The sequence below is a fragment of the Neisseria sp. HMSC067H09 genome (assembly GCF_001814135.1).
Taxonomy (GTDB): domain Bacteria; phylum Pseudomonadota; class Gammaproteobacteria; order Burkholderiales; family Neisseriaceae; genus Neisseria.
In genome coordinates, this window is the sequence record NZ_KV814883.1 from 16688 (window position 1) to 34485 (window position 17798).

General features: G+C 51.4%; 15 protein-coding genes. 9 read left to right on the forward strand and 6 right to left on the reverse strand.

Annotated features, from left to right (window positions below):
- Positions 1 to 132 precede the first annotated feature (132 nt).
- Complete coding sequence (locus tag HMPREF2954_RS03575) at positions 133 to 852, forward strand: SDR family oxidoreductase (protein WP_003742488.1); 720 nt, start codon at positions 133 to 135, stop codon at positions 850 to 852.
- A 179-nt stretch (positions 853 to 1031) separates the two neighbouring features.
- Here HMPREF2954_RS03575 and trxB read toward each other — a convergent pair whose 3' ends face one another.
- The 4 genes from trxB to HMPREF2954_RS03595 form a co-directional block, all read right to left on the reverse strand.
- Positions 1032 to 1982, reverse strand: coding sequence for a thioredoxin-disulfide reductase (trxB, locus tag HMPREF2954_RS03580; RefSeq protein ID WP_045073357.1), 951 nt, complete (start codon positions 1980 to 1982; stop codon positions 1032 to 1034).
- A 277-nt stretch (positions 1983 to 2259) separates the two neighbouring features.
- The gene (gene hemB, locus HMPREF2954_RS03585) at positions 2260 to 3261 is read right to left on the reverse strand and encodes a porphobilinogen synthase (protein ID WP_070689003.1); all 1002 of its coding nucleotides are present in this window, start codon (positions 3259 to 3261) and stop codon (positions 2260 to 2262) included.
- Positions 3262 to 3414: 153 nt separating this feature from the next.
- Positions 3415 to 4140 carry a hypothetical protein gene (locus tag HMPREF2954_RS03590; protein ID WP_045073360.1) on the reverse strand — a complete coding sequence of 242 codons (726 nt, stop codon included), beginning with the start codon at positions 4138 to 4140 and terminating at the stop codon, positions 3415 to 3417.
- Between the two features lie 138 nt (positions 4141 to 4278).
- Positions 4279 to 4581 (reverse strand): hypothetical protein, encoded by a 303-nt coding sequence (locus tag HMPREF2954_RS03595; protein WP_231574629.1) that lies wholly within the window; start codon positions 4579 to 4581, stop codon positions 4279 to 4281.
- Positions 4582 to 4728: 147 nt separating this feature from the next.
- Between HMPREF2954_RS03595 and HMPREF2954_RS03600 the strand changes: the two genes are divergently transcribed.
- Positions 4729 to 6270, forward strand: coding sequence for an L-lactate MFS transporter (locus HMPREF2954_RS03600; protein WP_045073362.1), 1542 nt, complete (start codon positions 4729 to 4731; stop codon positions 6268 to 6270).
- 450 nt (positions 6271 to 6720) lie between these two features.
- On the opposite strand, the gene HMPREF2954_RS03605 is transcribed toward HMPREF2954_RS03600, so the two are convergent.
- Both HMPREF2954_RS03605 and HMPREF2954_RS03610 read right to left on the reverse strand, forming a co-directional pair.
- Complete coding sequence (locus HMPREF2954_RS03605; RefSeq protein ID WP_070689004.1) at positions 6721 to 8274, reverse strand: YdgA family protein; 1554 nt, start codon at positions 8272 to 8274, stop codon at positions 6721 to 6723.
- Between the two features lie 287 nt (positions 8275 to 8561).
- A complete protein-coding gene (locus HMPREF2954_RS03610; protein WP_045073365.1) occupies positions 8562 to 9971 on the reverse strand; it encodes an MFS transporter in 1410 nt (469 codons plus the stop codon).
- 425 nt (positions 9972 to 10396) lie between these two features.
- Between HMPREF2954_RS03610 and HMPREF2954_RS03615 the strand changes: the two genes are divergently transcribed.
- The 7 genes from HMPREF2954_RS03615 (at position 10397) to HMPREF2954_RS03645 (ending at position 17754) form a co-directional block, all read left to right on the forward strand.
- Positions 10397 to 11176 carry a (Fe-S)-binding protein gene (locus HMPREF2954_RS03615; RefSeq protein ID WP_003763626.1) on the forward strand — a complete coding sequence of 260 codons (780 nt, stop codon included), beginning with the start codon at positions 10397 to 10399 and terminating at the stop codon, positions 11174 to 11176.
- Positions 11173 to 11874: a LutC/YkgG family protein gene (locus HMPREF2954_RS03620; RefSeq protein ID WP_045073367.1), complete on the forward strand. Its 702-nt coding sequence runs from the start codon at positions 11173 to 11175 to the stop codon at positions 11872 to 11874. Before HMPREF2954_RS03615 ends, HMPREF2954_RS03620 begins: the two co-directional genes overlap by 4 nt.
- Entirely contained in the window at positions 11871 to 13325 is a 1455-nt protein-coding gene (locus HMPREF2954_RS03625) for a LutB/LldF family L-lactate oxidation iron-sulfur protein (protein WP_045073369.1), read from the forward strand. The genes HMPREF2954_RS03620 and HMPREF2954_RS03625 overlap by 4 nt, the downstream gene beginning before the upstream one ends.
- Positions 13326 to 13629: 304 nt before the next feature.
- Positions 13630 to 15489 carry a dihydroxy-acid dehydratase gene (gene ilvD / locus HMPREF2954_RS03630; RefSeq protein WP_009311719.1) on the forward strand — a complete coding sequence of 620 codons (1860 nt, stop codon included), beginning with the start codon at positions 13630 to 13632 and terminating at the stop codon, positions 15487 to 15489.
- Between the two features lie 251 nt (positions 15490 to 15740).
- Positions 15741 to 16220 (forward strand): 2-C-methyl-D-erythritol 2,4-cyclodiphosphate synthase, encoded by a 480-nt coding sequence (gene ispF, locus HMPREF2954_RS03635; RefSeq protein ID WP_045073373.1) that lies wholly within the window; start codon positions 15741 to 15743, stop codon positions 16218 to 16220.
- Between the two features lie 70 nt (positions 16221 to 16290).
- On the forward strand, positions 16291 to 16962 hold the full coding sequence (gene rpiA / locus HMPREF2954_RS03640; RefSeq protein WP_003756885.1) for a ribose-5-phosphate isomerase RpiA: 672 nt from the start codon (positions 16291 to 16293) through the stop codon (positions 16960 to 16962).
- A gap of 69 nt (positions 16963 to 17031) precedes the next feature.
- Positions 17032 to 17754 carry a thermonuclease family protein gene (locus HMPREF2954_RS03645; protein WP_045073376.1) on the forward strand — a complete coding sequence of 241 codons (723 nt, stop codon included), beginning with the start codon at positions 17032 to 17034 and terminating at the stop codon, positions 17752 to 17754.
- The last annotated feature ends 44 nt before the right edge of the window (positions 17755 to 17798 follow it).

Sequence of the window (17798 nt, forward strand, 5' to 3'; positions counted from 1 at the left end):
AAATGGTATTGAGCATAAAATTTTAATAACTCATTATTGCAAAGGTCTCGATCTATTCCGATTGCCTTTACAAGACACGGCAAACCGTTAAAATATCTTAAATCCCTTAAATTTCACAATCAAGGAAGAATTATGCCGACATTGCAAAATAAAACGATTCTGGTAACCGGAGCATCGCAAGGCTTGGGCGAACAAGTGGCCAAAGCCTATGCTGAAGCGGGGGCGACCGTTATTCTGGTTGCGCGCCATCAAAAAAAGCTGGAAAAAGTTTATGATGCGATTGTCGAAGCAGGCTGTCCCGAGCCGTTTGCCATTTGTTTCGATTTAATCGGCGCGGAAGAAAAAGAATTCGAGCAGTTTGCCGCAACCATCGGCGAAGCGATTCAGGGGAAACTCGACGGTATCGTCCATTGCGCCAGCTATTTTTACGCGCTCTCGCCTTTGGATTTTCAAACCGTCGCCGAATGGGTCAACCAATACCGTATCAACACCGTTGCACCGATGGGTCTGACCCGCGCGCTGCTTCCGCTGCTGAAGCAGTCGCCCGACGCGTCCGTCATCTTCGTCGGCGAAAGCCACGGCGAAACCCCGAAAGCTTACTGGGGCGGTTTCGGTGCATCCAAAGCCGCATTGAATTATTTGTGTAAAGTTGCCGCCGACGAATGGGAACGCTTTGAAAACCTGCGTGCCAATGTTTTGGTCCCCGGTCCGATTAATTCTCCGCAGCGCATCAAATCCCATCCCGGCGAATCGAAGAGCGAACGTAAAAACTACGAAGACGTATTGCCCCAGTTTGTTTGGTGGGCAAGTGAAGAGAGCAGGGGGCGTAGCGGCGAAATCGTTTATCTTTGATTTGCTTCTACCGTAATTTGAAAGGTCGTCTGAAAACAAACATAGCGGGTTTCGCTAAAAATGTTTCAGACGACCTTATCTTATGCTTTACTTTTTAGAATGCCATATGAACATTGGGTTCGCAGCCTGTCCGTTTGGAATGAGTTAATCGAACTGCCTTTACCCGGTACAGAGTTGTTTTACAACCCTTGGCGGTCGAGCCAGCGTTCGGCATCAAGTGCGGCTTGGCAACCTGAGGCCGCGCTGGTGATGGCTTGGCGGTAAGTATGGTCTTTGACGTCGCCTGCCGCCCATACTCCTTCAATGTTAGTCGCGCCGACGTTGTCGCCCGTACCGCCTTTGGTTTTCAGGTAGCCGGTTTCGTCCATATCGAGCTGGCCTTTGAAAATGTCGGTGTTGGGTTTATGGCCGATGGCGATGAAAACGCCTTTGACGGCGATGTCTTCGGTAGTGCCGTCATTGTGTTTCAAACGAGCGCCGGTAACGCCGCCTTCGTCGCCCAAGACTTCATCCAGATTGCTGTTGAGTTTGAGGATGATTTTGCCTTCTTCAACGCGCTGCATGAGTTTGTCCACCATGATTTTTTCGGCGCGGAAGCTGTCGCGGCGGTGGATCAGGGTAACGGTGTTGGCGATGTTGGCGAGGTAAAGGGCTTCCTCTACGGCAGTATTGCCGCCTCCGACGACGGCTACGTCTTGCTGTTTATAGAAGAAACCGTCGCAGGTCGCGCAAGCGGATACGCCTTTGCCGGCAAAGGTTTCTTCGCTGGGCAGCCCCAGATATTTGGCGGATGCGCCGGTGGCGACGATCAGGGCGTCGCAGGTGTATTCGCCCATGTCGCCTTTTAGGGTGAAGGGGCGGTTTTGCAAATCGACGGTGTGGATTTGGTCGAAAATCATTTCGGTGCCGAAGCGTTCGGCATGGGCTTGGAAACGCGCCATCAGTTCAGGGCCTTGTACGCCTTCGGCATCGGCGGGCCAGTTGTCGACTTCGGTGGTGGTCATCAGTTGTCCGCCCTGTTCGACGCCGGTAATGATGACGGGCTTGAGGTTTGCGCGGGCGGCATAGACGGCGGCGGTGTAGCCGGCAGGACCTGAGCCGAGGATGATGAGTTTGTGATGGTTGCTCATGATGTTTTCCTTACTTTGAGATTGAGTGTGTTTCAGACGAGGTAGATTTTACTTGAAAATCTAAGCTGCGTCCGTTGGTATGATGGGGAAATGTTGACGGTATTGAAATTGACAAGGGTCGATTGTGAATGGTAAATCAGTTATCGGGAAAGTGTATTCAAGAAAGGTCGTCTGAACATTTTCAGACGACCTTTTGCCTTTCAATCAGCCTTTTGTCGGCTTCACAATATCCGGCATTGGGATAATTTACAGGAAAACCAATGCTGTCATTTGTGTTTTATTTTTCCAGTAATTTGGCTGCTTCGACGGCGTAATAGGTCAAGATGCCGTCGGCACCGGCGCGTTTGAAGGCGAGCAGGCTTTCGAGTATGACTTTTTCACCGTCCAACCAGCCGTTTTGAATCGCGGCTTGAAGCATGGCGTATTCGCCGGAAACCTGGTAGGCGTAGGTTGGTACGCCGAACTCGTCTTTGACGCGGCGGACAACGTCAAGATAAGGCAGCCCGGGCTTGACCATCACCATATCCGCGCCTTCCTGAATGTCGAGGGCGACTTCGTGCAGGGCTTCGTCGGTGTTAGCGGGATCCATTTGGTAGGTTTTCTTATCGGCTTTGCCCAGATTGCCGGAACTGCCGACCGCATCGCGGAACGGGCCGTAAAATGCGGAGGCATATTTGGCGGAATACGCCATGATGCGGGTGTGGATGTGTCCCGCGTCTTCAAGGGCTTCGCGGATGGCGAGGATGCGGCCGTCCATCATATCGGACGGGGCGACGACCTGCGCGCCTGCGTCGGCGTGGCACAAGGCTTGTTTCACCAAAACTTCGATGGTTTCGTCGTTGAGGACGTAGCCGTTTGCATCGGTCAGTCCGTCTTGCCCGTGGATGGTGTAGGGGTCGAGGGCAACGTCGGTCATGATGCCGAGTTCGGGGAATTTCTCGCGCAGGGTGCGTACGACGGTAGGAACGAGTCCTTCGGGGTTGTAGGCTTCTTCCGCCAATTCGGTTTTATTTTGGGTAACGACGGGGAAGAGTGCCAGCATGGGGATGCCGAGCTTGAGGGCTTCTTCGGCGGTGAACAATAATTTGTCCAAACTTTGCCGCTTCACGCCGGGCATGGAGGGGACGGCTTCTTCTTGGTTGCTGCCTTCGAGTACGAAAACGGGGTAAATCAAATCGTCTGCGGTCAGGGTATGCTCGCGCATCAGGCGGCGGGAGAAGTCGTCTTTGCGCATGCGGCGCATACGGGTGGCGGAAACGTAACGCGGTGGGAAGTTCATAATCGTCCTTTGTCCTTCTGGAAACGGCTGAATCGGCAGGAGAAATGTTTTCAGACGACCTCTTTGCAAGCAGGGGTCGTCTGAAAATGGGTTTGTTACAGTTTACGCTGTTTTGGGTGATTACTGAAGCAGTAGATAGAATGTTGATACGAATCAGTCTTCGACTTTGGTAATCACTTTGACTGTTTTTTTAATTTCTTTGAACGTATCTGTTTTGAGGTTTTGTTCGTTCGGCAACATTCCGTTGGTGTTCAGCGGAGCGATGTTTTTCAAAGCGCGGCGGTATTCTGCTTCACTTAATTTTTCTTGGCTGATTCTCCATACTTTGCGGCCGGAGGCTTTAACTTCGGAGGCAGTCCACAGTCCTACCTTGTGGTAGTAGAACAAAACGCTTTGCAGGAGTGCTTTCATGTCCGCACCGGGCTTGCCGCTACCGATACTGCGTCCGATACGGTTGTTGCGCTGATCGACGGCTTGGTCGGCAAGGAAACGGCTGTAATAATCGGTTTTACCCTCTCGAATTTCCATGTCGGACAGGTAGGCATTGCCGGCCCTGTTGGCAATTTCGCTGTCGAATTGAGAGGAAATAGCGGCCTGCCATAAGGCCTGACGGACGGCATTGACCTGTGTCCCGCGTCCTTCGCCGTTGGCGAGGTCGTCTAAACCGGTCCGGGTGGCAAAGCGTGCGGCGTTGCTGGTTAGGTTAGTCGAGTTTTTGTCTTCAACGCCGATCACTTGCGCCGCAACAGGGTGGTTGATGGCAAATTGCGCGATTTTGCTGCGACGGCTTTGGTCTACCTGATAAGTATGGCAGCCGGAAAGCAATGCGGAAGCGAGCAGGATGTAAGAAGTATGTGTATTGAGTTTCATGTTTGCCATAATAAAATATTATTGTTTAGTGACAGATTACGTTATTTAACATAAAAATGCAGACAATAGCAAAATATTTTTCAAGCGGAGGGATTTGGGCTTGAATGGTTGCTTAATGGGGAAGTCGAGGTCGTCTGAAAATAGGCGTTACATTTTTCCGGGATTTTGACTGCGAAAAATATTAATAAGCTGTTTGGATTCCTGTAATGGCAAACCGAAATGCGTTCGGATTGCCTGAATATCCTCGGCATTGTTATCACTCAGATTGTGTGAGAGCCATTCGAAAGTTTCGGGCTGTTTCAGAATCCGTGCGAGGTATGCCTGCTTGAGTTTACGGTTGCGCCACCGAACGAACAGCATAGTGAAAACAAATAAGACAATCAGGAAAATATTGGTAAGGGCGATAAAAGTCATGTTGGAGCGTGCATGATTAGGTGGGAGTAAGTGCATATTATGAATGATTTTTCTCTTTCTTACTCAAAAAACTCATGTTAAGCGGAGTAAAGCCCATGCGGAAGCATGGTACAATATTGTCAACAATTTAAGGCGTTTTCCTCGCGGAGAACGCTGTTTTTCATTAGACATCAAGAGGCTTTTATGAAATTTTTAGACCGTGAGGCGACGATTGCCAAGCCGGGTTTCAACCGTTGGCTGGTGCCGCCTGCCGCTTTGGCGGTGCATCTTGCCATCGGGCAGATTTATGCGTATTCCGTGTTTAACGCGCCGCTGACCAAGCTTATCGGCATTACCGAATCAGCAGCCGGAGATTGGAAGCTGACGACTGTGGGCTGGATTTTCAGTATCGCGCTGGCTATGTTGGGCGCGTCTGCTGCTTTGTTCGGCACTTGGATGGAGCGTGTCGGCCCGCGCAAGGCGATGTTTGTCGCGGCGTGCTGTTTCAGCTTGGGCTTTTTTGTGACGGCACTCGGCGTCAGTACGCATAATCTGTTTCTCCTCTATTTGGGCAACGGCGTGATCGGCGGCATCGGCTTGGGGTTGGGCTATATCGGGCCTGTGTCCACTTTGATGAAGTGGTTTCCCGACAAACCGGGCATGGCGACGGGTTTGGCGATTATGGGGTTCGGTGGCGGTGCGATGCTTGCCTCGCCGTTGTCCGTATCGTTGATGAATGCGTTTTCAGACGACGTGTCAGTCGGTGTCGCGCCGACTTTTGTCGTTCTGGGGCTGTTTTACCTTGTGTTGATGATGTTCGGCGCATTCACCATCCGCGTGCCGGCAGAAGGTTGGAAACCTGAAGGCTATGTCGCGCCGAAAATGAAAAACAAGCTGGTCAGCAGCAATCATGTCAATGTTTCCCAAGCGATGAAAACGCCGCAATTTTGGCTTTTGTTTTGGGTGTTGTGTCTGAACGTGACTGCCGGTATCGGCGTTTTGGGGCAGGCTTCGGTCATGATTCAGGAGCTGTTTTCAGAGGCGTCGGTCGGCAAACAAGCGGCAATCGGTGCGGGGGCGGCGGCAGGTTTCGTCAGTCTTTTGAGTTTGTTCAATATGGGCGGGCGGTTTTTATGGTCCAGCGTTTCCGACAAACTCGGACGTAAAAATACCTACACCATCTTTTTCGTACTCGGCTCGCTGCTGTATTTTGCCGTTCCGTCCATTGGTGAGAGTGGAAACAAGGCTTTGTTTATTATTGGATTCTGCGTCATCATTTCCATGTATGGCGGCGGTTTTGCCGCGATTCCGGCTTATTTGAAAGACTTGTTCGGCACTTATCAGGTCGGCGCAATTCACGGGCGTATTTTGCTGGCGTGGTCAACTGCTGCCGTGATCGGTCCGGTCTTGGTGAACTACATCCGCCAAAGCCAAATCGACAGCGGTGTTCCCGCCGCGCAGGCATACGGCGTTACCATGTACATCATGGCGGGATTGTTGATTGTCGGATTGCTGTGCAACCTTGCCGTCAGATCGGTTCATGAAAAACACTATGAAACCGACATCAAAACAGCGGCGCACAGCGGCAATCCCGATGACGAAACTGCTGTTTCCGATGCCTACTTGCTGCAGGAAAAAGTTGCGGCAGGCGGTTTTTCGGTTTGGTGGCGTTGGGCTTTAGTCGGCGTCCCGCTGGCTTACGGCGTGGTGATGGTATTCGTCAAGGCATTGGATTTGTTCCGTTAAAAGCGGATTGATGAGGAAAAGGCCGTCTGAAAATTTTTCAGACGACCTTTTTGATATTGGTTATGATTGGAGGCTGTGTCGATATAGCGGGTTTATATGAGACTCTCCATCCAGTCATTTTTGTGGGGAGGGGTTTGGAAATTCGAAATTAGGGTGATTTTTGAATATTTCTAAAAATCAGAGTTCTCTTGCCTTGAGGGAAAAACGAAAGGGTCATTTTTATTTTGTATAGTGGATTAACTTTAAACCAGTACGGCGTTGCCTCGCCTTTGCTCAAAGAGAACGATTCTCTAAGGTGCTGAGGCACCAAGTGAATCGGTTCCGTACTATATGTACTGTCTGCGGCTTCGTCGGTCTTGTCCTGATTTTAAAGTTAATCCACTATATATTTGCTATAAATTAAACCCGCTAAGAAAAAAGGTCGTCTGAATTTTCAGACGACCTTTCGGTTTATGGATGGGATGGTTCGGAAACCATATCCGTCTCATCAAAATCCGGTTCGGGATCGCTTTGAAGGACTTTGCCGTTGAGCTTCAGTTCACCGTTTTGCAAAGTCATCTTGGTTTTGACCGTACTGTTTTCCAGCGTCAGATATTTTTCGTCCGCCATGCTGCGAATGGTGCTGTCCACCATCAACCGCAGGGTCTCGGTAACGTCTTCGATACCTGCCTGCCCATTTGCTTCGTCCTCGGGATTAACGCTGAAAATGCTGCGTGCCTGACTGATTGCCAGTTGTTCGAGCAGTTTTTGCGGAACCGCCATGTCAAATCCGGCTTCGGTTTTTTTCAGCATATTGCTGAGGCTGTTCAAATCTTTTACTACCAAACCTTTAAACAGCAGTTTGCCGCTGACATCGACATCGCCTTGAGGCATCGTGAATTTGAAGGTCTTAACATTCAAGATAGGATTATTGGTAAACAGGCTTGAAGCCTCGTTCTTGGCGGTCTGTATCAAGGCGTTTTGGATTTCTTCTTCGCTCATTTTTTTATCTGCGATTTCGGCAAATTTATTTTTCAGCGCAAGAAGGCCGGATGCATCCAAGTGTTCGGCGGCAATATGGATGTCCAGTGGGCCGTATTTTTCATCGCCGTAAGTCAGGTCTTGAAATTGGAAGCGGCCTTCGCTGTTGATGAATTTGTCCGCTTCGTGAGTATCGGTTTCAAATTTCAGTTTGCTGACTTTGATTTTTGACGGAGGGATGCTACCTGTCGGATTGATAAACGCGCCGATTTGTAGATTGGTAACTAAGTTCACCAATTCATTCAGCTTGATGTTGTAATCGATGTTGTCTTTCCACTGGAGCAGGAATTTATCCAGCGTAGTGCTGCTTTTGCCTAAAGACAGTTTGTTGAGGCCGTTTGTGGTTTTAGATTGGAAATGTAGGTTTTCCAGAGAAATGTCGCCCTTGTCCGCCAGTTTGACTTGAAGGGAGGGAGCCAGATAGTCATGGCTGTAACTTTGGAAATCTTTTTTATAGTCGGTATGCCCGCTCAGACCTTTCCAGTTCAGCTTGATGCCGGAAAGCTCTTCGTAATCGAAAGAAGGGATACTCAAATCCAGTTTGCCGCTGCCGCTGAAATAGATGGTGTTGCTCATCGTTACCGGCGTTTGTTTGCCGAAGAAGCGCGACAATGCTTTTTCGGTTTCAGGGTGATATTTGAACTCGGTTTCGATGTGCGCCTGAGTGCCTATGTCGCCGGCAAACGGTCCGTGGCTGATGTGGTTGATAACCGTAATCGGCTCTTGCAGGATGGTTTTCAGATTGTCGGGCAGGTATTTTTGCGTATTTTGAAGAAGGGTAGGCTTCAGGCGGATAACGGTGGTTTCCGTTGCGCTGAACCAGCCGCGTTCGTATTGATGCGATTCTACGGTCAGAAAACCGGAGTCTTGTAAGAGTTTTTGTTGTGCGGTAAGGCTTTCCTCTGCTTTGATGCCGAGGTAGTAGGGGGTACCAAGTACGGCTGCTACGGCTACGGCAGCAACAGGGATAAGATACTTTTTCATTGCTTCAGACACACAGATTGAAAGCGTTAAGCATAGCATTTTTTGCTTTGCTTGTCTTTTCGGTGTGGCGGCTTCCTGTGAAGAATATGGGGCGTCTGAAAAATTTTGGGCTGTTTTTTCGATTGTTCGGTAGGTGTTGGCGGGTAGTGTTTGGATATGTCTGTATTAGGTTTCAAATGATGTTCAAATGCAGTTTTTACTGTTTCCGTTAGTTGCTTTGACGGATGGGTGGTGCGGGTAAAAGCGTGGAATATCTTTCAGACGACCTTTAAGGTTTGGGGAAATGTTCAGTCGGTTAGGTTGCGTCCGTCGGAAATGTGCAGGCGGCTGAATATGGTGCTGGAGACGAGTGTAATCAAGCCGATGGAAAGCAGGGTAAGGCGGAATGAGAGGTGGAGGTTGCCTGCGGTAAAGCTGCTTTGCGACCAGTTTTGCAGGATAAGCGCGCCGAGCGCAATGCCGAGGCTGATGGCGAGTTGTTGGTTGACCGCCATCAGGCTGTTGCCGCTGCCGGTTTGGTGCGGGCGCAGGTCGGCGATGGTCAGAGTGTTCATGGCGGAGAACTGGATGGAGTTGCAGGTGCCGATGAGGAGCAGCAAGACTATCCATACGCTTAAGGACGTGTCGGCGTCGGGTAGGGCAAGCAGCATAATCAGTATGGCGAGGAGGCGCGTGTTCCAAATCAACACGCTGCGGTAGCCGAAGCGCGACATCAGGGGCTTGATGAGCGGTTTGACAACAAGCGAGGCGAAAGCGACGGGCGCGACCAGCCAGCCGGATACGCTGGCGGCAAAGCCGAACGCGACTTGAAACAATAGCGGCAGCAAAAAGGGGATGGAACTGATGCCGAGCCGGCTGAACAGATTGCCTGTCAGACCCAGCCGGAAAGTTCGGACTTGGAACAAATCCGCCGCATAAATCGGGTTGGCGGCGGTTTTCATGTGGCGGTAGTAGAGCAGGGCGAATGCCGTGCCGCCGAGTGCGAGTAAGAGCGAAAACCAAACCGCGCCCGAGTGGGACACCATTTCCACTGCCAACATCAAGAGACACGCCGCCGAAGCAAAAGTCAGGTAGCCACTCAAGTCCAGAACCGTATTTTCGCCTTTGACATCGGGCATAATCCGCCAGCCCAGCAAGACGCCGAGCAGCCCTATGGGCAGGTTCATCAGGAAAATCCAATGCCAAGATGCGTATTCTACCAAATAGCCGCCGACCAAAGGGCCGAATATCGGGCCGATCAGCGCGGGCATCACGGCATAGTTGATGGCGTTGAGCAGTTGGGATTTGTCGTACACGCGCAAAATCGTCAGGCGCGGTACGGGTACCAACATCGACCCGCCTATGCCCTGAATCACCCGCGCCATCACCAGCATGGGCAGATTGGCTGCCGCCGCACACAATGCCGATCCGAGCATAAAAATGCCGATTGAACCGAAAAATACGTTTTTAGTGCCGAACCTGTCCACCAAATAGCCGCTTAAAGGAATCAGCAGGGCAACGGTCAGCGTATAGGAAATCGCCGCCAGCTGCATATTGAGCGGCGATACTTTGAAATCTTTGGCGATTTCGGGCAGGGCGGTGTTCAGAATCGTCGCGTCTAGCATTTGCATGAAAATCGCAATCGCCAACAGCAGGGGCAGCCATCGGGACGGGCGGACGGGCGGCGTTTCCGAAACGTTTGATTCGGTTTTGTTCATAGGGTGAATTGTAACTGATTTGGCAATAGGTCGTCTGAAAGAGGGTAAGGGTAGCAAAAGGCAGCTATTGGCAAATAATATTGCAAATCTGATTCAGTTTTAGAATATTGTTTGAGCAATGTACTTTTAAGCGATGAGTTTCAGACGACCTCTGAAGTTGAGTGAATAGGATGACGATCGTCGTGGCAGCTCGAGTTTGAAAAAATTTAGTTTGGGTATTGTTTAATTATGAATATATTAGAGATTAATTGTAATGATAATAATTAGCATATGAAAAGATGATTCAAGATATGTGGGTATTAGGTCTTAGCAGCCATCCGTTTCCAATATTATTTTTTAAAATTATACTTGACCGCCTACATGCAATTACTTAAAGTAGCCGTCTATTTATACAAAGAAAAACGGGCACTCCCGTTAACGAAAAAATGAGCGCAATCACCCCACCCAAAATCACTAAATTCGACAGCAAGCCGACCGATGTTTATTTCTTCGGCACCTGCGTCCTCGATCTTTTCATGCCCGAAGCAGGCATGGATGCCATTACTTTAATCGAGCAGCAAGGCATACGGGTTCATTACCCGATGGCGCAAAGCTGCTGCGGCCAACCCGCCTACTCTTCCGGCCATCCGACCGAGGCGTTTGATGTCGCCAAAGCGCAACTTGACCTTTTCCCTGAAAACTGGCCGATCGTCGTACCGTCCGGCTCGTGCGGCGGCATGATGAAACATCACTGGCCTACTCTGTTTAAAAATACAGAATACGAATCCAAAGCGGTTGATTGTGCCAACCGCATCATTGAGTTTACTCATTTCTTGCTTGCCATCGGCTACAAGCCTGAAGACAAAGGCGAACCGGTCAAAGTCGCCGTCCACACTTCCTGCGCCGCCCGCCGCGAAATGAATGTCCATATTTCAGGCTGGCAGTTGATTGACGGCATGGAAAACGTTGAACGCATCGTTCACGACCATGAAAGCGAATGTTGCGGCTTCGGCGGTACATTCTCCGTCAAACAAGCCGATATTTCCGGCGCGATGGTAACCGACAAAGTTGCCGCGCTGAAAGAAACCGGCGCAACCGAAATCATCAGCGCGGACTGCGGCTGCATGATGAACATCGGCGGCAAAATCGCTAAGGACGAGCCGAACATGCCGCGTCCGAAACACATCGCATCCTTCTTGTTGGAACGCACCGGAGGCAAAGCATGAGCGCGCGCGAAAATATTTTGGCAAAACTGAAAAAAGCCGACGCATTGCCGATGGAAGAGCCTGCGGTTTTTGATTATTACCGTGAAATGGGTGTTTCTTGGGACAGCGAAGTTGAGCGCCTGAAACATTGGGCTGCCGCTATGCGCGCCGTCAAAACCGAAATTTATTGGGTGACCAAAACCGGCTGGCCGCAAGTATTCCGTCAAGCTGCCGAAGGCAAAGGTTTGAAAAACATCCTGCTGCCGTTAGCGACCGAACACGGACAAATTGCCCGTGCCGCGCTGGTGGGCAGCAATATCGAACCGATTGCTTTCGAACGCGAAATCGATACTTGGAAAACCGAGTTCTTCGCGAACATCGATGCAGGCTTTAGCGGCTCGCAATGCGGTATCGCCCGCACCGGTACGCTGATGCTGTTTTCCAGCCCCGAAGAGCCGCGTACGTTGAGCCTTGTTCCGCCCGTGCATTTCTGCCTGTTTGATACGGCGAAAATGTATAACGAATTTCACAACGCTGTCGAAGGTGAAAAACTGGTGGAAAACGGTATGCCGACCAATGTTTTCCTGATTTCCGGCCCGTCCAAAACCGCAGACATCCAGTTGACGCTTGCTTATGGCGCACACGGTCCGCGTGATTTGGTCATTCTCGCCATCCTGCCTGACCACATTTCCCCTGCCGATTTGGAGGAAAATACATGACTACGCAAACCATCAAGTTCCACATGAAGCCGGAAACTTTCAAACAAAACGCCGCAATTTCCCTTCAAGACAAGCCTTTGCGTAAGAGTCTGCGTACCGCGATGGATATGCTGATGACCAAGCGCAAAGCCGTTTTGTCCGACGAAGAAGAGTTGCAAAACCTGCGTGATTTGTGCGAACACGTCCGTCAGCGTTCATTGTCTAAATTGCCCGCCCTACTGGAGCAATTGGAAGAAAACCTGACTAAGCTGGGCGTAAAAGTACACTGGGCGGAAACGCCGGCCGAAGCCTGCGAAATCATCCACGACATCATTACTGCCAAAAACGGCAAGCTGATGGTCAAAGGCAAATCCATGGTCAGCGAGGAAATCGAGCTGAACCATTATCTTGAAGCAAAAGGCATTAAAGCGGTGGAAAGCGACTTGGGCGAGTTTATCGTCCAAATGGCAGGCGAAAAGCCGACCCATATCGTGATGCCCGCTATTCACAAAACCAAAGAACAGGTTAGCGAACTTTTCCACCAAAATCTTGGCACGCCGTTAACAGACGACGTAGACCAACTGACCGGCTTCGCCCGCAAAGCCCTGCGCGATATTTACAGCACTGCCGATGTCGGTTTGAGCGGCGTAAACTTTGCTGTTGCTGAAACAGGTACGCTGTGTCTGGTGGAAAACGAAGGCAACGGTCGCTTGAGTACTACCGTGCCGCCCGTGCATATCGCCATTACCGGTATTGAAAAAGTTGTGGCGAAATTGTCCGACATTCCTCCCTTATACAGCCTGCTGCCGCGTTCTGCCATCGGTCAGAACATTACCACCTATTTCAATATGATTACCGGTCCGCGCCGCAGTGAAGAGCTGGATGGTCCGCAGGAAATGCACTTGGTTCTGCTCGATAACGGCCGCAGCCAAGCCTATGCCGAAGACCAAATGCGCCGTACCTTGCAATGTATCCGTTGTGGCGCATGTATGAACCATTGTCCGGTTTATACCCGTATCGGTGGCGCGGCATACGGCACAACCTACCCCGGCCCTATCGGCGAGATTATTTCTCCGCACCTGTTGGGTCTGGATGCCACCCGCGACCTGCCGACCGCCTGTACCATGTGCGGCGCGTGTGTGGAAGTTTGTCCGGTACGTATCCCGATTACCGAGCAAATGCAGCGTTTGCGTGTTGAAGCGCAACGTTCACCGACCGAAGTCGTACCGCATCCTATCCGCGGACAAGGCGCATCGCATACCTTCGGCGAACAAATGGCATGGCGCACATTCAACGGTATTTTCAGCGGCAGCAAGGCCTACCGTGCCTTCGGTTGGGCGGCCACCAAATTCCGTGCATTGACGCCAAGCAAGCAACTGGGCTGGACGGACAACCGCGTTCCGATGAAACCTGCCAAGAAAACGCTGCATGAAATGATGGCGGAAAAAATGCGCCAAAAAGAAAAAGCGTAAAGCCGAAATTCATAAGGGTAATGACCCATATCTGAACATGATATGTATCTAAGCTTTTTTCTTGTAAAAGTTATAAAGGTCGTCTGAAAAGTATTTCAGACGACCTTCTGTTTATTGTTGAAGCAAATGCAGGATAAGCAAATACTGCTTAGTTTTATTACAAAATAGCGGTTCTTTGCCAAACATAATTGGTATAAAATACCAAACTATTTTTATAGGCCGCAGGCAATCATTTCAGCGTATTTTCAGAATGCGAAGCCTGCCTGTTAGGTACGGCCTTATCATATGAATAAAGGAATGCAAAATGCCAGACTACCGCTCCAAAACCTCCACCCACGGCCGCAATATGGCGGGCGCACGCGCATTGTGGCGCGCCACAGGCGTGATGGAAACCGACTTCGGCAAGCCCATCATCGCCGTTGCCAACTCCTTTACCCAATTCGTGCCCGGCCATGTCCACCTGCACAACATGGGCCAACTGGTTGCCCGCGAAATTGAAAAAGCGGGCGCAATCGCTAAAGAATTCAACACCATCGCCATCGACGACGGCATCGCCATGGGACACAGCGGCATGCTGTACTCCCTGCCCAGCCGCGATTTGATTGCCGACTCCATCGAATACATGGTCAACGCCCACTGCGCCGACGCGCTGGTGTGCATTTCCAACTGCGACAAAATCACCCCCGGAATGCTGATTGCCGCCATGCGCCTGAACATCCCGACCATCTTCGTTTCCGGTGGTCCGATGGAAGCGGGCAAGGTCATCGGCGTGGCCAACATCCAGCCCGAACGCCGCTTGGACTTGATTGACGCCATGATTGAATCGGCGGACGACAATGTCAGCAACCAGCAAGTCGAAGAAGTCGAACAAAACGCCTGCCCGACCTGCGGCTCCTGCTCCGGCATGTTCACCGCCAACTCCATGAACTGCCTGACCGAAGCGCTCGGCCTGTCCCTGCCTGGCAACGGCTCCTACCTCGCCACCCATGCCGGCCGCAAAGAATTGTTCCTCGAAGCCGGCCGCATGATTGTCGAAATCACCAAACGCTATTACGAGCAAGACGACGAAACCGTGCTGCCGCGCAGCATCGCCACCAAAAAAGCGTTTGAAAACGCCATGACCATGGACATCGCCATGGGCGGTTCCACCAACACCATCCTGCACTTGCTCGCCGTCGCCAACGAAGCGGGCGTGGATTTCAAAATGGCCGACATCGACCGCTTAAGCCGCGTCGTGCCCTGCATCTGCAAAACCGCGCCCAACAACCACGACTACTACATGGAAGACGTGCACCGCGCAGGCGGCATTTTCGCCATCCTGAAAGAACTGGACAAAGCGGGCAAACTGCACACCGACGTGTACACCATCCACGCGCCGACGCTGAAAGATGCGATTGAAAAATGGGACGTGACCAATCCCGAAAACACCCACGCCATCGAACGCTTCAAAGCCGCGCCCGGCGGCGTGCGCACCACCCAAGCGTTCTCGCAAAACCGCATGTGGAAAACCCTCGACCTCGACCGCGAAAAAGGCTGTATCCGCAACGTCGAACACGCCTACTCGCAAGACGGCGGTTTGGCGGTCTTGTTCGGCAACATCGCCGAACGCGGCTGCGTGGTAAAAACCGCAGGCGTGGACGAGAGCATCCTCAAATTCACCGGCCGCGCCCGCGTGTTTGAAAGCCAGGAAGCCGCCGTCGAAGGCATTTTGGGCAACCAAATCGTTGCCGGCGACATCGTCATCATCCGCTACGAAGGCCCCAAAGGCGGCCCGGGTATGCAGGAAATGCTGTATCCGACTTCCTACCTGAAATCCAAAGGCTTGGGCAAAGCCTGCGCCTTGCTGACTGACGGACGCTTCTCCGGCGGCACATCAGGCCTCTCCATCGGCCACGCTTCGCCCGAAGCGGCGGAAGGCGGCGCCATCGGCTTGGTGCACGAAGGTGACACGATTGAAATCGACATCCCCAACCGCAGCATCAACCTGAAAGTGTCCGACGAAGAACTAGCCGCCCGCCGCGCCGAAATGGAAGCACGCGGCAGCAAAGCATGGAAACCGGAAAACCGCGACCGCTACGTCTCCGCCGCCCTGCGCGCCTACGGCGCAATGGCGACTTCCGCCGACAAAGGCGCGGTGCGCGATGTATCGCAAATCGAGCGTTGATTGGGAATATTACGGGCAGGAGATCATCGCAAATGCTCCTGCCCTTTTTCTGTTTGAATCAATGTTTACGGCGCAACCGTATCCATGACTTATCTCTCAGCGATTCATTTTACTGTTTGTATCGGTTGAAAAGTTTCAAGCGGGTATCTGACGGAAAATTAGGCAAAAGGCTGCGAAACTTTGATACCCATATGTTAGGTCGTCTGAAACCCGTTTTTCAGACGACCTGACATTGAAAAAAAGGACAAAACATGAATATCCGTATCGGACAGGGCTACGATGTCCACCAACTCGTCGAGGGTCGCGATTTGATTCTCGGCGGCGTAAATATTCCGTTTGAAAAAGGCCTGCTCGGTCATTCCGATGCCGACGCGCTTTTGCACGCGATTACCGACGCATTGCTCGGTGCGGCGGGCTTGGGCGACATCGGTAGCCATTTTCCCGATACCGCCGCCGAGTTTAAAGATGCCGACAGCCGCGTATTGTTGCGCGAAGCGTATCAAAGCGTGCAGGCTTTAGGCTGGCGCGTTGTGAACGTGGATACGACCATCATCGCGCAAAAGCCCAAACTCGCGCCGCACATTCCCGCCATGCGCGCCAACATTGCCGCCGATTTAGGGATTCAGACGACCTGTGTCAATATCAAAGGTAAAACCAACGAAAAACTCGGCTATTTGGGACGCATGGAAGCCATCGAGGCGCAGGCGGCGGTGTTGCTGGAAAAAGCGTAAGCAGGCAAGCACAAATGGCATGAAAATGTTAACATATGCCCATCAACCGACATCCCATTAAGGAGAAATCATGGCTACTCAAGACGAATTGAAGCGCATTGCCGCCGAGAAAGCGGTGGAATTCGTACCCGAAAACGAATACATCGGCATCGGCTCCGGCTCGACCGTCAATATGTTTATCGAAGCGTTGGGTAAAAGCGGCAAAAAAATCAAAGGCGCGGTTTCGACTTCTAAAAAGTCCAGCGAACTGATGGCGCAATACGACATTCCCGAAGTATCGCTGAATGATGTGATGGGGCTGGCTGTCTATGTTGACGGCGCGGACGAAGTGAACCATATGCTGCAAATGATTAAAGGCGGCGGTGGCGCGCATTTAAACGAAAAAGTCGTCGCCAGTGCGTCTGACAAATTCATCTGTATCGCCGACGAGAGCAAATATGTTTCGCGTTTGGGCAAATTCCCGCTGCCCGTAGAAGTGTTGCCCGGCGCGCGTTCGCTGGTGTCGCGCAAACTTTTGGCAATGGGCGGACAGCCTGAATTACGCCTGAACTACACCACCTTCCACGGCAACCAAATTATCGATGTCTATGACTTGCATATCGACCGTCCGCTGACTATGGAAGACGAAATCAACCGCATCACCGGCGTTCTCGAAAACGGCATCTTCGCCCGCAACGCCGCGGATGTGCTGATATTGGGTACAGAGCAGGGAGTCAAAGTCATCAAACCCGGACAAAATTAAAGGCAATAAACAGCGAAGGTCGTCTGAAAACCAATTTCGGTTTTCAGACGACCTTATCATTCTCAAATTATGAAGACCACTACCATGCTCAAATGGCTGCCCGTTTTCCTGTCTGTATTGGGCGCATTGGGTTACAGCTCACGCGATACCGAACTTGTTCAATCAGGCGTTCAGATTGTTTCCGATATTACAGACAGCCGTCATTTCGGCTTAGAGTCCGTCGGTGCGCTACTGACCGATACAATCAGGCCAAAGTCGTCTGAAAACCAAGTGGGCAAGACTGGCATACACAAAAAAGCCCCTTATACTTATCACGGAAAAATCACCAAAATCCACGACGGTGATACCCTTCATGTCATCGACGAAGACGGTGCAAAACACAAAATCCGCATGGCGTATATCGACGCGCCCGAGATCAATCAGGCATACGGTACGCGTTCGCGTGACAACCTGATTGCCGAAGCCGACGGCAAAAAAGTGAAAGTACGCGTATTCGAGAAAGACCGCTACCAACGCGAAGTTGCGCAGGTATCCGTTGGGACAACCGATTTGAACCTTATGCAGCTGCGCGACGGTGCGGCATGGCATTACGACAGCTATGCCAAAAAACAGCAAAGCAAAACCGCCTATACCGATTACGCAGCCGCCCAAAAGCAGGCAAAACAAAAACGTAAAGGTTTGTGGGGCGGTAAAAATCCGCAAGCTCCGTGGGATTTCCGAAGGGAGGAACGCGAAGCGCAAGAAGGACGCGGAAACTCAAAATCGGAAGAAAACTGGTTGGGGATTTGGTAGGGTAATGCATAGCAAGAGGTCGTCTGAAAACTTTTCAGACGACC

Excerpts from the sequence above, each read along its gene's own strand:
- HMPREF2954_RS03610 (WP_045073365.1), bottom strand. The coding sequence starts at position 9,971 with ATGAACAAAACCGAATCAAACGTTTCGGAAACGCCGCCCGTCCGCCCG.
- HMPREF2954_RS03590 (WP_045073360.1), bottom strand. The coding sequence starts at position 4,140 with ATGGCAAACATGAAACTCAATACACATACTTCTTACATCCTGCTCGCT.
- ispF (WP_045073373.1), top strand. The coding sequence starts at position 15,741 with ATGAATATCCGTATCGGACAGGGCTACGATGTCCACCAACTCGTCGAG.
- HMPREF2954_RS03575 (WP_003742488.1), top strand. The coding sequence starts at position 133 with ATGCCGACATTGCAAAATAAAACGATTCTGGTAACCGGAGCATCGCAA.
- HMPREF2954_RS03615 (WP_003763626.1), top strand. The coding sequence starts at position 10,397 with ATGAGCGCAATCACCCCACCCAAAATCACTAAATTCGACAGCAAGCCG.
- ilvD (WP_009311719.1), top strand. The coding sequence starts at position 13,630 with ATGCCAGACTACCGCTCCAAAACCTCCACCCACGGCCGCAATATGGCG.
- rpiA (WP_003756885.1), top strand. The coding sequence starts at position 16,291 with ATGGCTACTCAAGACGAATTGAAGCGCATTGCCGCCGAGAAAGCGGTG.
- HMPREF2954_RS03645 (WP_045073376.1), top strand. The coding sequence starts at position 17,032 with ATGAAGACCACTACCATGCTCAAATGGCTGCCCGTTTTCCTGTCTGTA.
- HMPREF2954_RS03625 (WP_045073369.1), top strand. The coding sequence starts at position 11,871 with ATGACTACGCAAACCATCAAGTTCCACATGAAGCCGGAAACTTTCAAA.
- HMPREF2954_RS03620 (WP_045073367.1), top strand. The coding sequence starts at position 11,173 with ATGAGCGCGCGCGAAAATATTTTGGCAAAACTGAAAAAAGCCGACGCA.
- hemB (WP_070689003.1), bottom strand. The coding sequence starts at position 3,261 with ATGAACTTCCCACCGCGTTACGTTTCCGCCACCCGTATGCGCCGCATG.
- trxB (WP_045073357.1), bottom strand. The coding sequence starts at position 1,982 with ATGAGCAACCATCACAAACTCATCATCCTCGGCTCAGGTCCTGCCGGC.
- HMPREF2954_RS03600 (WP_045073362.1), top strand. The coding sequence starts at position 4,729 with ATGAAATTTTTAGACCGTGAGGCGACGATTGCCAAGCCGGGTTTCAAC.
- HMPREF2954_RS03595 (WP_231574629.1), bottom strand. The coding sequence starts at position 4,581 with ATGCACTTACTCCCACCTAATCATGCACGCTCCAACATGACTTTTATC.
- HMPREF2954_RS03605 (WP_070689004.1), bottom strand. The coding sequence starts at position 8,274 with ATGAAAAAGTATCTTATCCCTGTTGCTGCCGTAGCCGTAGCAGCCGTA.